At 30.9% G+C, this 14,545-nt stretch carries 11 protein-coding genes; 10 read left to right on the top strand and 1 reads right to left on the bottom strand.

Annotated elements, in window-relative coordinates:
* Positions 1–50: 50 nt before the first annotated feature.
* The 9 genes from IJQ68_RS03170 to IJQ68_RS03130 all read left to right on the top strand — a co-directional run bounded on the left by IJQ68_RS03170 (position 51) and on the right by IJQ68_RS03130 (position 11,802).
* On the top strand, positions 51–836 hold the full coding sequence (locus tag IJQ68_RS03170; protein ID WP_292796851.1) for an ABC transporter permease: 786 nt from the start codon (positions 51–53) through the stop codon (positions 834–836).
* An 11-nt stretch (positions 837–847) separates the two neighbouring features.
* Positions 848–2,617, top strand: a complete 1,770-nt coding sequence (locus tag IJQ68_RS03165; RefSeq protein ID WP_292796849.1) for an ABC transporter ATP-binding protein — start codon at positions 848–850, stop codon at positions 2,615–2,617.
* A gap of 104 nt (positions 2,618–2,721) precedes the next feature.
* Positions 2,722–3,591 (top strand): glucose-1-phosphate thymidylyltransferase RfbA, encoded by an 870-nt coding sequence (gene rfbA / locus IJQ68_RS03160; RefSeq protein WP_292796847.1) that lies wholly within the window; start codon positions 2,722–2,724, stop codon positions 3,589–3,591.
* Positions 3,592–3,596: 5 nt separating this feature from the next.
* Positions 3,597–4,154, top strand: coding sequence for a dTDP-4-dehydrorhamnose 3,5-epimerase (rfbC, locus tag IJQ68_RS03155; RefSeq protein WP_292796845.1), 558 nt, complete (start codon positions 3,597–3,599; stop codon positions 4,152–4,154).
* A gap of 12 nt (positions 4,155–4,166) precedes the next feature.
* A complete protein-coding gene (rfbB, locus tag IJQ68_RS03150; protein WP_292796843.1) occupies positions 4,167–5,174 on the top strand; it encodes a dTDP-glucose 4,6-dehydratase in 1,008 nt (335 codons plus the stop codon).
* Between the two features lie 12 nt (positions 5,175–5,186).
* A complete protein-coding gene (locus tag IJQ68_RS03145; RefSeq protein WP_292796841.1) occupies positions 5,187–6,296 on the top strand; it encodes a glycosyltransferase family 2 protein in 1,110 nt (369 codons plus the stop codon).
* Positions 6,293–7,687 (top strand): glycosyltransferase family 2 protein, encoded by a 1,395-nt coding sequence (locus IJQ68_RS03140; protein ID WP_292796839.1) that lies wholly within the window; start codon positions 6,293–6,295, stop codon positions 7,685–7,687. Before IJQ68_RS03145 ends, IJQ68_RS03140 begins: the two co-directional genes overlap by 4 nt.
* A gap of 7 nt (positions 7,688–7,694) precedes the next feature.
* On the top strand, positions 7,695–9,230 hold the full coding sequence (locus tag IJQ68_RS03135; protein ID WP_292796836.1) for a glycosyltransferase family 2 protein: 1,536 nt from the start codon (positions 7,695–7,697) through the stop codon (positions 9,228–9,230).
* A gap of 4 nt (positions 9,231–9,234) precedes the next feature.
* On the top strand, positions 9,235–11,802 hold the full coding sequence (locus IJQ68_RS03130) for a glycosyltransferase domain-containing protein (protein ID WP_292796834.1): 2,568 nt from the start codon (positions 9,235–9,237) through the stop codon (positions 11,800–11,802).
* Here IJQ68_RS03130 and IJQ68_RS03125 read toward each other — a convergent pair.
* Complete coding sequence (locus IJQ68_RS03125; protein WP_292796832.1) at positions 11,799–12,908, bottom strand: glycosyltransferase family 2 protein; 1,110 nt, start codon at positions 12,906–12,908, stop codon at positions 11,799–11,801. The two genes, IJQ68_RS03130 and IJQ68_RS03125, sit on opposite strands and share 4 nt — an antisense overlap.
* Before the next feature lie 48 nt (positions 12,909–12,956).
* Here IJQ68_RS03125 and IJQ68_RS03120 point away from each other — a divergent pair, with 48 nt between their 5' ends.
* Entirely contained in the window at positions 12,957–14,483 is a 1,527-nt protein-coding gene (locus IJQ68_RS03120; RefSeq protein ID WP_292796830.1) for a glycosyltransferase, read from the top strand.
* Positions 14,484–14,545: the final 62 nt, after the last annotated feature.

Raw genomic sequence — 14,545 nt, 5'->3', positions numbered from 1 at the left:
ATTGTATTATTTTTTTGATTTAAATTACAAATAAATGAGTTAGATTTTTAATGTTTGAGAATAATGAGCACTTGAAAAACTTTAGTAAGTATAGTTTTTTGCTTACGGAGTTAATTAAAAGGGATATAAGTGGAAAATATAAGGATTCTACTTTAGGATTGTTTTGGAGTTTTTTAAATCCTTTATTATCCATGATTGTATTGACAATGGTGTTTTCACAATTTTTCGGCGGATCCATTCCTAATTTCCCTGTTTATTTGTTGAGCGGTAAATTAGTTTTTGATTTATTTGCTAATGCTACCACCGGAGCAATGGATTCCATTAAAGGAAACTCTGAAATTATAAAAAAGATTTATGTTCCTAAATACATGTTTGCTGTAGGAATTGTCTGTTCGGAGTTTATTAACTTCCTGATATCTCTTATTGTGCTCGTTGCCGTAATGTTTGTAACTGGAGCACCATTTTACATGTCTCTGCTGTACTCTCCAATTCCATTGTTTTTCTTGCTTGTATTAACAATGGGTGTTGGTTTGATACTTGCAACAGCCACAACATTCTTTACAGACATTAAATACCTATATGGTGTATTAACCATGTTATTATCATTTATGACTCCGTTATTTTATCCAATTGAAATGATACCAGAACAATACATGTTTTTATTTAAAATAAATCCTTTGTATGCAGCTGTAAAATGTTTTAGGGATATTGTTTTAGCAGGCACTTTTCCAGAAATGAAATTTTTCATTTATTTAATTATTACATCAATTATTGCACTTGCTATTGGAATTTACGTATTCTACAAATATCAAGATGAATTCATACTAAACATTTAGGAGATAAGAAGATGACAATCCAATTAAGATATCCAAAAAAAGTTTCTCAAAAGGAAGACAGTGAAAAATCCGCATGGGAAAATTTAGATAACATTATGCTTGATGATTGGGATGATGTTGCATCTACTCGAGTATCTCCTGGCCAAAGGCCGTCTGTAGTAACAATCAGTGATTTTAATTTCAATATTCCGGATGACGCAAGGGTTTCTGAAGTAGTAATTGAGCATGATTTTCATAAGGAATCATCTCAAAAACCTATTGAAATCGAACCTCCTCTAATCAAACTGTTCATTGAGGATAAGGAGTTTGAAATGTACTCTTTCATCAATGCCGACATTTATCCGGCTGACCGTAGTGTTGTCATACCTTTAGAAGATGTTTTGGGCGAAGATGTTAAAGGAGATAATTTTAAAATTGATTTTGAATTTCCGGAAAACCTGAATAATGATGCAGGAGTTTTATTCTTTGATTTTGTCCGTGTCAGATTGGTCTTTGAAATTAAAAGATATTTACTGACCTCTGGAGAGACGAATACCTATTTCCCAACAGAAAAAAAGCCAATTCAATTGGCCGTTGGAGATGAATTCAGATATTCGCTCTACTTTAGAAATGTAAATGGTGTTTCAACGAATCGTCAGGAAGTAAAATTAAATATTCCTGAAGGATTTGAAATCGTAAGGTATTACTTTAAGGCTTCTAAAATCAATAAGCTTACAGATGACGATGTCGATGAGGAGTTATATGAAGATGAGTTCGATGAAGATTCATTAACTTGGTATCCATCAGTACGTGGAAAAGGTTCCGCTGCTATCAGGCTTGTTTTAAAATGTAAGGAAGAAGGAATCAAGGCATTGTCCGGTTATAATGAAAACTTCGGTGTAACCCAGAATTTTTATGTAGAAGTTCATGATAAAGATTTTGAAAGCCCTCCGAATTTGTTCGATGAAACCACTAATGTATGGGGTTCAGAACTTGGAGATAATGAAGAATATCAATTAATGAACCAAGACACAGTTATTGAGGTAAATAATGTGTCAATGGAATTTAAAAAGGCTCAGGAAAAAGTAGATAATCTTAAAGAATATTGTATTAAATGGATTAAAAGGGAATTGAAACCTAAAAATAAATTCAAAGCATTAGATGATGTTTCATTTTCAGTTAATAAGGGCGAAAGGGTTGGAATTATCGGATTTAACGGTGCCGGAAAAAGTACTATCTTAAAAATATTGTCTGGTGTTTTAAAACCAACTAAAGGTGAAATTCATACTTATGGTACTGTAGCTCCATTACTTGAGCTCGGTGCTGGTTTTGACCATAATTATAGCGGACGTGAAAATGTATTTTTAAACGGAGCTATATTAGGATATTCAAGAGAGTTTTTAGAAAGCAAATTTGATGAAATTCTAGAATTTTCAGAGTTAGGAGACTTTATTGATATTCCTATTAAGAATTATTCTTCCGGTATGGTTGCAAAACTCGGATTTTCAGTTGCAACGCTTGTGGAACCTGATGTATTGATACTGGATGAAGTTTTATCTGTAGGGGATGTAAAATTCCAGAAAAAAAGTGGAGATAAGCTAAAGTCAATGATGGGTTCAGGTGTTACAGTATTGCTTGTATCTCATGCAACAGATAATATTCGTGAATTATGTACTCGTGCCATTTGGCTGGATCAAGGTAAAGTGGTAATGGACGGAGATGTGGATTACGTCTGTGATGCTTACATTGAAGCAGCTAAAAAAGCATCAGAAGAAGAATTAAGTGGTTTGGAACTAAATTAATTCACTTCTTATTATTTTTTTCATATTTTTTTTAGCTCTAATAGTTATTTTAATTAATTATTAGTTATAAAATATTATTCATATTTAAGTTATAAGTGATTTTTATGAAAGGTATTGTACTTGCTGGTGGTTCTGGAACTCGTTTGTATCCTATTACTAAGGCGGTTTCTAAACAGTTATTGCCGTTATATGATAAGCCGATGATTTATTATCCGATTTCTGTCTTGATGTTGGCGGGGATTAAGGAGATTTTGATTATTTCCACTCCTAGGGATTTGCCTATGTATAAAGATTTGTTAGGTGACGGTTCCTCTTTAGGAATTAGATTTGAGTATGCTGTTCAGGAGCATCCTAACGGTCTTGCTGAAGCTTTTATCGTTGGTGAAGACTTCATTGGTGACGATAACGTTGCACTGATTTTAGGAGACAACATTTTCCACGGACACAGATTCACTGAGATTTTAGAAAGAGCAACCAAACTTGAAGAAGGCGCAGTTATCTTCGGTTATTATACAAAAAATCCTGAAGCTTTCGGTGTCGTAGAGTTTGACGATGAATGGAATGTTTTATCCGTTGAAGAAAAACCTGAAAAGCCAAAATCCAACTATATCGTACCTGGCCTATACTTCTACGACAATGATGTAATAGAAATAGCGAAAAATGTCGAACCTTCAGAAAGGGGAGAAGTTGAAATTACATCAGTCAACGAAGAATACCTGAACAGAGGAAAACTCAAAGTAGAGCTGTTAGGTCGTGGAATGGCATGGCTAGACACAGGAACACACACAGGTCTTTTGGAAGCAGCAAACTTCATAGAAACCGTTCAAAAAAGACAAAGCCTATACATAGCATGTCTCGAGGAAATCGCATACAACAAAGGATACATTAATGACGAACAGCTTTTAAAAACCGCTGAAGAACTTAAAAAGACAGATTACGGTCAATACTTATTTAATTTAATTAAGGAGGATTAATATTTATGGGTCAATTTAAATTTACTGAATGTGATATTGAGGGTATGTTTTTAGTGGAACCTGCTATTTTCGGTGATAATCGTGGTTATTTCATGGAAACTTATCAGGAAAATGATTTTAAGGAAGCAGGTTACGATTTGACTTTTGTTCAGGACAACCAGTCCTCATCAACAAAAGGGGTATTGAGAGGCCTTCATTTGCAGTTAAAGTATCCTCAGGGTAAGCTTGTCCGTGTTATCAAAGGGGAAGTTTTTGATGTTGGTGTTGACTTAAGAGCTGATTCTCCTACTTACGGTAAATGGTTTGGAGCTATTTTGTCTGAAGAGAATAAAAAACAATTATACATCCCGCCATGCTTTGCTCACGGTTTTGTTGTCTTATCCGATACTGCTGAATTTGTTTATAAATGTACTGAGTTTTATCATGGTGAAGATGAAGGTGGTATTATTTGGAATGACCCCGATATTGGTATCGAATGGCCAATAGATGATATTGATGAATTAATTTTCTCAGATAAGGATAAGCAATGGCCTACATTGGCTGAATCACAAATCAAATATTAAAGGTGTTTTATAATGTCTAAAATTTTAATTACTGGTGGAGCAGGTTTTATAGGAAGCAATTTCGTAAAATACATGCTCGACAAATATTCTGATTATGAAATTATTAATTTGGATGCATTGACTTACTGTGGAAACCTTGAGAACTTAAAAGATATTGAGGATATGGATAATTATACCTTTGTTAAAGGTGATATCCGAGATAAGGAACTGGTGGATGATTTGGTGTCTAAAGTGGATTATGTCATTAATTTCGCTGCAGAAAGTCATGTTGACAGAAGCATTACAGATCCTGAAATCTTTATCAAATCCAATGTTTTAGGAACACAGGTTCTCTTAAATGCTGCCAAAGAGTTTGGAGTTGAAAAATACATTCAGATTTCAACAGATGAAGTATACGGAACATTAGGCGAAACAGGATATTTCACAGAAACCACTCCTTTACAGCCTAACAGCCCATACTCAGCATCAAAAGCAGGTGGAGACCTAATAACAAGAGCATACTACGAAACATTCGACCTACCAATCAACATTACAAGATGTTCCAACAATTATGGTCCTTACCAATTCCCGGAAAAGCTAATACCGTTAATGATATCCAACGCATTGGAAGACAAGAAACTACCTATTTACGGTGACGGGAAAAACATTCGTGACTGGCTACATGTATACGACCACTGTCAAGCAATAGATCTTGTATTGCACGAAGGAAAACTCGGAGAAGTCTACAACATAGGCGGACACAACGAAAGACAAAACATTCAGATTGTTAAATTAATACTTGAAGCTTTAGGTAAGGACGACTCATTAATTGAGTTTGTCGCTGACCGTCTAGGACACGACAGAAGATATGCAATCGACGCCGATAAAATCCGCAACGAACTCGGATGGGAACCAAAATACACATTCGAAACCGGAATCAAAGAAACCATACAATGGTATTTGGACAACCAAGACTGGATGGATCAGGTAAAAAGCGGCCAATACCAACAATACTACGAAAAGATGTATGGAAACAAGTAAATGGTGAAAAATATGGATGTAAAGATTTCAGTAGTTTTACCGGTCTATAATGTTGCCGATTATCTTAGAAAATGTTTGGACAGTTTAGTCAATCAGACATTTAAAGATTTTGAGGTTATTTGTGTAAATGACGGGTCCACTGATTTATCTTTAAGCATTCTTGAAGGTTATGCGATAAATGATTCAAGATTCAAAATCATAACTCAAGATAATAAAGGATTAAGTGGAGCCAGAAACACTGGAATTAAATATGTCCAAGGAGATTATGTTTTATTCGTTGATTCTGATGATTGGCTTGAAGAAAATGCATTAGAAGAATTATATGATCATGTTAAAGGATTCAATTCTGATATTACAATGTTTAAATTTAAATATTTTAATGAAGATACGAAAGAATTCAGTGAAAGTCCTTATACAAACCTAGAAATTATTCCAGATTCTTTTACAACTTCAAATTTTAATTATAATGATGTTTTGGATATTTTATTTAAAATATCTCATGCACCATTCAATAAATTATATAAGAAATCTTTTCTTGATGGATGCTCTTTTCCTGAAGGTTTAATTTATGAGGATTTATATTTCTTTTATACGGTTTTTTTAAATGCTAAAAAGACTTCAGTTATCAGAAAAGTGTTATACAATTATAGAATTCGGGATGATTCAATTTCTACAAAGGGAGATGAAAAATCCTTTGACATTTTTAAAGTTTTAATGCATGTTCAAAATAATCTGTTTGAAAAAGGAATATATGAGTCCGTAAAGCAGGATTTTCTAATGTTTATCATTGTTAATTTAAAATTTGTTTATTTACGATTAAATGAAGAGTTTAAAGATAGATTTATTGATTTAATTAAAGAAAAATATGGTGAGTTCAATTTGGGTGATGTAGAGGGTTTTGACGGATGGCATTATGAAGACCAGTCATTTTATAATTCAATCTGCATTTCAAGAAATAGTGAAATTTTCAATTTAAATTATGAAAAATTCCAGTATGAGATTTTATTAAAACATTATAAGACTTTATCTGAAACATTACAAGTTGAAAATAATAATTTAAAAACTCAATTGGAAGAGAAAACTGTTAAAAAATCCAGATTTAGAGATATTGTGAAATTATGAGCTATAAGTTAAGTGTTGTTATTCCTGTTTACAATGTTGAATCTTATATTGGCGAATGTCTGGATTCCATTGTAAATCAGACATTAGGAATTGAAAATATAGAAGTTATCATTGTAAATGACAAAACGCCTGATAATAGTATGGAAATTGTTAAGGAATATGCTTCTGATTATCCGTCTTTTAAAATAATCAATCATGAAGAAAATAAGGGATTGGGCGGAAGCAGAAACACAGGTCTAAAGCATGTAACTTCCGATTATGTTACTTTTGTTGACAGTGATGATTTTATATCATCAGATACATTTAAGGATTCATTGTCTAAAATTGAAGATTCCGGTGCCGATTTGTTAATTTATAATATGCAAACGTATACTGGAAATGAATGTATCGTAGACGAAAGTGTTCATAATCAAAATTTCGCTGAAAATATCATTGTTGATGACATAAATGATTACCCGAAATTATTTTTCTCAACATCAGCCTGTAATAAAATTTATCATAAAAGTCTATTCCCATTAATAGAATTTTCAAAAGGGCTTTATGAAGATAATGTTACAATTTCAAATGTTTTATTAAATGCAAAAAGAATATATTTAAGCAAAAATTCTAGCTATTTTTACAGAAAAAACCCTGAATCAATTACCGAAAGAGTTTCAAAGAAAAATGTCTTTGATTTATGTGATGTCATTTCAGGATTGTTTGATTTAAAGGATTATAATGTAAATTTACTAGCTATTAATTTCATTAATGATGTGTTGTTCTGGATTTACTATTATGATTGGCCTATTGCAGATGAAATATCTTTTGTAAATAAACTTCAGTCTTCAATTAATACAGTATCCGAAGAAGATATTGAACGTTTTATTCAATTAGTTCCAAATAAGAAAGTCTATAAGGAAGATATTTTAAGTCTTTTGAAATACGATTCAGATACATTTTTAGCTAAATTTAAATATTTTAATTCATTGAATAAGGTTAAATCAACAGCAAGTTTGTATATTGATATAGGTGATGGATTTAATGAAATCAATAAGGTTTCAATTGACTATTGTCCATTAGAAAGAAATAAATTAACATTTGATTTAAGTAATTTTGATAATATTCAATCTTTACGTTTTGATCCATTGGAAGGGGATTTTATCAAGGCAAGAATTAATAATATCGATGTCATTGATACAAATTCGGATAATCCAGATGATGAATATCAGATATTTACTAATTTGGATCCAAATTATATTTTAGATTGTAAATTCACTGATGAACTAATAATTGACTTTGATTTAATATTTTTAAATAAAACGGATATTGCTAATATATTAAATAATAAAAATAATATTATAAATGAGTTCAATCAAAAAAATAAAAAAGGCAGATTTAATTTTTTAAAGTAGTGTTATTATGGTAACTTTTAAAGACTTTCTAATCAAATCAAAATTCAATGTTAAAAAAGCTAAACTTTATCAAGAAAGCTATGATAAGATAATGGAATCCGGTTTATTTGATAAAAATTATTATTTAAAAGCTTATCCTCACGTTAAAAAAGCAGGAATGGATCCTTTGATTCATTATTTATTTTATGGTGCTAAAGAAAATAAATTTCCTTCACCAACCTTCAATTTAGTAAGGTATTTGCAGGAATATCCTGAAATCGAAAAGAACAATCTTAATCCTTTAATTCATTATATTGACAATGATGTTTCAGGGTTTACGATGGATAAAAGCCCTTTTCTTTTGAGAAGGCAAAAAATTATCGATACTAATATGGCATTTTTATCAAATTATGAATTTGAAGCAGAACCTTTAGTATCCATCATAATTTTAACCAGAAACGGCCTGCATCATTTAGAAAGATTATTCACGGATTTTGATAAAAAAACTAATTACTCCAATTATGAAATTATAGTTGTTGATAATGCTTCATCAGACGAATCTGTTAACTATTTAAAATCATTGGATTTGCCCATTACTATAATTGAAAACACCGAAAATGTCAGTTTCTCTAAAGGTAATAATGACGCTGCTAAAATTGCAAATGGTGAATACTTGCTTTTATTGAATAATGACATCGAGCCGACTTTTGGATGGTTAAATGAGATGGTCGGATGCATGTTGAACAATGATAATGTGGGGTCTGTCGGTGCCAAATTAATATTTCCATATTATGATGACATGAAAAGCCAAGGAAAATCATATACTATTCAGCATGCTGGCGTAAAATTCAGAGAAGAGAGAACTCCTTATATCTATGGTCCTTATCATGACCATATGTTTTCCACAATGATATTTTCAAGCGAATTGAACCATCAAAAGGAAGTTATCTCCAATACTGCGGCATGTCTTTTGATTCCAAAAGGCATTTATATGGATCTTGACGGTCTTGATGAAAATTATTTCTATGGATATGAAGATATTGATTTTGCATTTAAATTGTATCAAAATGGCTATAAATCTATTTTCAATCCTTTTGCGTTGTTATTCCACCATGAATCCGCTACCCGTGTTGAAGACCAGGCGGAAAAAAATAGACTTAATTTTGAAAATATCATGTATTTCTATAATAAATGGGGAGATTACATTTTTAAAGAAATTTTAAACGATAAACTTACTAATAATAATTTCATTACTAATAAAAAATTAGATATTTCCATTATAAGTAAAAATGATGAATTTATTCAGGAATTAACTCGAGATTTGAATAATATGGACTTTAATGTTAAATTAATTCCTGATTTAAACAATTTTGATATAGATGAAGATTGCGATATTCTAATATCTAATAATGAAGCATATGATGTTGATAAAATAATATCAAGATTGAACATAATAAAAGTTTTAATTTCAAGTAATGATGATTCTAGATATGATATCTGTCTAGACAAGCAAGATAATTATTCTCGAAAATTGATAAATATAATCAAAGAAAAGTATTTGTGATATTATGGGATATGATGAGATTTATGAAACTTACCAAGAGGTTTCAGAAAAACATATTGACAGGCCATTATTTGATCATTCAACTGATTCTTGTGAAGAAACAATTGAAGATATAAAAAATAATAAAATAGCTATCTATACAGCTTTCACAGGTGATTATGATACTTTAAAGCATCCTGAAGTCATTGATGAAAACTGTGATTATATCTGTTTTACCGATAATGCTGAATTAACATCAGACTTATGGAAAATAATTCCTATGGATGAATCTATCTTGGATAATAATAGAAAGGCCAAACAATACAAACTTCTCCCACACAAATACTTAAAAGATTATAAATATAGCTTTTGGCTAGACGGTACCTTTAAAATTAAAGGAAGCATTCGTGAATATATCTATAAAAATATCCGAGCTAACTCTAAAATGTTGGTTGTTGTTCATACAGAAAGAGACTGTGTTTATGAAGAGTATGATGCATCTAAAATTATCCCACGTTACCCAAGAGCAGTCATGGAAGAGCAAATAGAATATTATCGCTCCCAGGGATTTCCAGAGCATTACGGTTTAGGGGTAATGGGGGCGCTTTTCAGACAGCATAATCATCCGGATGTAATTCAGGTAATGGAAGATTGGTGGGATGAAAATATTAAATATACAAATCAGGATCAACTTAGTTTTGCATATGTGGCATGGAAAAACGATTTTCATCCTTCTGTAAGCAAAATCTACTATTGGGACAATGAATACTGGGCTAAAGAAGGTGAAAATTACCACCATAAGGTCATATTAACAACACCGATAACAAGTGACAATTTAAGGGCAAAAATCGGCGTCGATGTGGAAAATATGGAGTTGGGAGATACAATAGAATTATCCCGTGAAGAACTTTATCTTCTTGTTAATGATGTTAAGGGGATGGCAGGATATAGAATCGATACTGCCGGAAGAATCGGATTTTTACAAAACGAATATAATGAATTCATCAACTCAAATTCATTGAAATTAACAAAACCGTTAAGAGTTGCCGGAAGTCTTGCACGCAAGGTTAAGAATAATCATTATCTGAAGTCCGCAAAAAATTCAAATGTTGGTGTGGGCGAAGAACTCAGCGAATATTCTGCAATAAAGAATTTGGGAATCTTGAATGAATCCCAATATAATTCAATACATCCAAGTCCCGATGCTGTATTGCATTTCATTGAACACGGTTCAAAAACAGATTCTATTGATGAAAAAATAAAATATATTGACCCTATTTTTGATTTATATTATTATATCAGTGTTAATGATGTGGGTGATGATGATCCTATACTTCACTATATCAAAAAAGGATATAATCAAAAATTAAGGTTTAATAGAAAATATCCTCATTTCCTATCCAATTTAACTCAAAACATTCATTTACAGTTAGATAACTTTGCTACTGATCGTATTAAAAAAGAACTGGACTCCAACAGGTATATAACAGATTCAAAAGTATTGATTGATTATATAGTTACTAATAAGGAATTTAAAACAGATACAATAAAGGTTGGAGTGTTTTTAGAAGATAATTATGATAATATGAATGCATGTCCATTTATACGCATACACACTCCATTTTTCAAGCTGTCTGAAAGTGGGGATTATCACTTTTTCATTTATGGTCAGGAAATCATGCCTCTTTTGGATATTGACAACATGATAAATGCCCATATATTTGATGTAATTGTCATTCAAAGAGTCAATCCGTATTCTAATTACATTTTAAAGAAAGCTAAAAAGCATAATATAAAAATTGTTTATGAAAGTGATGATGATTTCCTGGATATCAATCCCGCCAATCCGTCTTACAACTATATTTTGGGCAATTTCGATAATATTAAAAAGCTAGTAACTAATTCAGACCAGGTAGTTGTCAGTACCAATGAGCTGAAAAATCGTTTCAATAATCTGGATATTGATAATGTTGAAGTAATTAAAAACTATTATGTGAATGATTACTTGCCTTTAAGGCCTTTTTCTTTCAGGGGAAATGATTTCATTAAAATAGGCTATTTTGGAACTTTAACTCATGAGAATGATTTGGAACTGATTCATAATGTAATTTTAAGATTAAAAGACATATTTTCCAAAAAGGGAATAAATGTGGTCTTCGAAATCGCCGGTGCTTCAATTGATGAAAATTCTGATTGGTATAATGTCCGAAAGATTCCTTATTATCCAATGTCAATGCATACATTTTACGACTGGTTAGGTAAAAATTCGGATTGGGATATTGGTATTATTCCTTTAGTAAACACAGAATTTAATAAATGTAAAAGTGAGCTTAAATACATTGAATTCTCAGCCTTGGGAATTCCGGTCGTTGCAAGTGATATGAATGTTTACAATGAGGCTATTGAAGAGGGGGTAACTGGATTTTTGGCGAATAATGAGGATGAATGGGTAGATAAACTCTCATTATTGGTTGAAGACCCAATTTTAAGAAACGGAATGGTTAATAATGCCAGAAACGATATATTGGAAAATTATAATATCAAATCCCGTTTAAGCCAGTGGGATGATATATTTAAAAAATTAAAAGGTTAGATTTCTTTTTTTAATCTTTGTTTTATATTATTTACCTTATATTTAAACCAGCCTTTTGTAGTTTGAAGTCTTGCAACCTGTTCGGTTTTCTGATTTAATTCTACTTCCAGATTATGAATTCTATTGGTAAATAACTGGTAGTCTCCCATCTGCATATATGCTTCATCCAGGTTTCCTGCAATTATCTGGTTGATAATACTTTTAATAGCATTATTTTGCGGGAAAGGTTCCACATTATTCAGTTGTTTAAATAAGGGGATAGATTTGTTAACCAATACTTTCTTATCTTCAAAATCTATCGTTTCACTCAATGCAACATCACTTAGCCATACTGATAAGTGCTGATTAAAAACAGTATCATAATATTTGCAGGCATTATTTTTCTTCAATACATCAATTGTATACAAATAACCTTCTATTAATCCGTCCAAATAATGCATTCCTTTTGATAAGCTTGTTGATGAATTATCGCCAGTTCTTAATCTAAAATTATAAACAACATCATTTATAAAGACAATTTTATTTGAATTAACAAAAACATCAATCATAAATGTCAAATCTTCTGCAAAGACACCTTCTGGGAATGTTATGTCATGTTTTAATAGGAATTCTTTAGGAAATATCATTCTCCAAATTCCATTTATTGAGAAGAATAATAGATTTTCATCAATGGAATTTAAAATGGTATCTTCTGTTATCCAGTCTTCTGTTACAAAATAGTTTTCCCCAAATGTTTGAAATTTACCAATGGCAACATCACTGGAATTTGCTGTAATGGCATTATATAATTTTTCAACGGTGTCTGGAAGATAATTGTCGTCATGGTCTATAAACATAATATAGTCTGATTCACTGTTAGCTATTCCAATATTTCTGGCTCTTCCGGGAGTTCCAGTCTTTTTGCCGGATTCATATGTTTTAATATTTTCATATTCCGCACAATATTTGTCAATTAACTCTTGTGTGGAGTCTGTTGAGTAGTCATCAACAATTATTAATTCAATATTCTCAAAGCCGATTGTTTGAGCTTTTATTGAGTTTATTGTTGAGTCTAAAAATTCAACACTATTATATGATGGAATAATAACAGTTACTTTATATGACATAAATTTATTTTTATGTTAATGTATTATATATAATTAAGAGTTGAAATCATGATTTTTTCTAAATCAATTAAAAGAAATCCTAAAGCTTATATTGCGTTTAAATCCAAAGGGAATCCGCAAAAAATTTCCCAATATCAAAATGCCTATTCAAGGATAAAAAGTCTGGCTATTCTTGATGAGGAAAAATACATTGAAGTTCATGGAAATTTAAATGATTTAGATTATATTCTTCATTACTTGTATTATGGGGTCAATGATACATTGGAAGTCCAGCAATCATATACAAGTGATATTTTCAATCTGGAATTCTATAAAAATACGTATAATGTATTAAATCCTATTTTGGACTATGTTTTAGATGGTTTTTTTAAAAATAATAATATCAATATTTTGGACAATAATTATATAAATACACTTGAAATACCTCTTTTTGAACAGTATTTTTCAAATGAAAAAACTAAAGTGGAGAAAATTGTCAATGATTCATATTATATAATGGATAAAAAAACGCTGATTCCTTATATTCAGCGTGAAAATCCTATTGAAATGGATAGTATTCGTGTTGGTGTTTTTACAAATGATCCTTTTGAAAATTTAGCCCCATGTCCATACATCAGGCTTCACGGATTGTTCTCGGAATTATCCAAAAGCGAAAAATACACATTTTTCATGTATGGTATGGATAGTTTTGTCATGATGGATATTGACAATATCTTGAGATGCAGGCTGTTCGATGTTGTTGTGGTTCAAAGAATTTTGCCTTTTTTAGATGTTCTTCGTGAAAAATGCCAAAGATATGGAATTAAATTAGTTTATGAGACTGATGATGATTTATTGGGTGTTGAAGAAAATAGTCCGTCATATGAATATGTAACGAGGGTATCGCAGTCAATTAATGATATTATTGATGCTTCGGATGTTATTACAGTAACCACTCCTACTTTAGCTTCAAAGTTTGATAAAAATAAAACGGTGATTATCTCAAATTATTATGTGAATTCTGTTTTTGATATAAAAGATGATATTAAACGTGAAGGAAAACTTAAATTAGGTTATTATGGTACATTAACCCATACAAAAGATTTATTCTTAATAAAAAATGTTATTTTAAAATTAAAGGAAAAATATGACTTTGATTTTGAAATAATTGGCGGATTTAATGCCTCTGATAATGTTGATGAGGATTGGTTCAAGCCAGTTCAGCTTCCGCCAAATAATATGGATTTTGAAAAATTCATGCCTTGGTTGGCAGATACTGTTGATTGGGACATTGCTCTTGTTCCTCTTGAGAATTCATCATTCAATCAATGTAAAAGTGAGTTGAAATTTATAGAATTGGCTGTTTTGGGTATTCCTGGTGTTTTTTCTAATATGTGTGTTTATAATAATGTTGTCAAAGATGGCTTTGATGGATTTTTAGCTAATGATGAAGATGAATGGGTTGAAAAGATAGAAAATCTTATTTTAGATGCATCATTAAGAGAAAATATTCGAAATAATGCGTTAACTAAAGTTTTAAATGAGTACACTATCGAAGATAGAATTAAATTATGGGATGATATTCTTTCAAAATAAGGATAGTTTTATATATTTTTAAATGTTAATACTATTCAAGGAAAGAAAATCTATCGGAAGTT

This window comes from Methanobrevibacter sp. (genome assembly GCF_017447225.1).
Classification (GTDB): domain Archaea; phylum Methanobacteriota; class Methanobacteria; order Methanobacteriales; family Methanobacteriaceae; genus Methanocatella.
The sequence above is the reverse complement of the archived record's forward strand: the minus strand, read 5'-3'. Positions and strand labels throughout refer to the sequence as shown.

Coding starts and splice junctions, on each gene's coding strand:
- IJQ68_RS03140 (WP_292796839.1), top strand. CDS start 6,293: ATGAGCTATAAGTTAAGTGTTGTTATTCCTGTTTACAATGTTGAATCT.
- IJQ68_RS03145 (WP_292796841.1), top strand. CDS start 5,187: ATGGATGTAAAGATTTCAGTAGTTTTACCGGTCTATAATGTTGCCGAT.
- rfbA (WP_292796847.1), top strand. CDS start 2,722: ATGAAAGGTATTGTACTTGCTGGTGGTTCTGGAACTCGTTTGTATCCT.
- IJQ68_RS03170 (WP_292796851.1), top strand. CDS start 51: ATGTTTGAGAATAATGAGCACTTGAAAAACTTTAGTAAGTATAGTTTT.
- rfbB (WP_292796843.1), top strand. CDS start 4,167: ATGTCTAAAATTTTAATTACTGGTGGAGCAGGTTTTATAGGAAGCAAT.
- IJQ68_RS03130 (WP_292796834.1), top strand. CDS start 9,235: ATGGGATATGATGAGATTTATGAAACTTACCAAGAGGTTTCAGAAAAA.
- IJQ68_RS03125 (WP_292796832.1), bottom strand. CDS start 12,908: ATGTCATATAAAGTAACTGTTATTATTCCATCATATAATAGTGTTGAA.
- IJQ68_RS03135 (WP_292796836.1), top strand. CDS start 7,695: ATGGTAACTTTTAAAGACTTTCTAATCAAATCAAAATTCAATGTTAAA.
- IJQ68_RS03165 (WP_292796849.1), top strand. CDS start 848: ATGACAATCCAATTAAGATATCCAAAAAAAGTTTCTCAAAAGGAAGAC.
- IJQ68_RS03120 (WP_292796830.1), top strand. CDS start 12,957: ATGATTTTTTCTAAATCAATTAAAAGAAATCCTAAAGCTTATATTGCG.
- rfbC (WP_292796845.1), top strand. CDS start 3,597: ATGGGTCAATTTAAATTTACTGAATGTGATATTGAGGGTATGTTTTTA.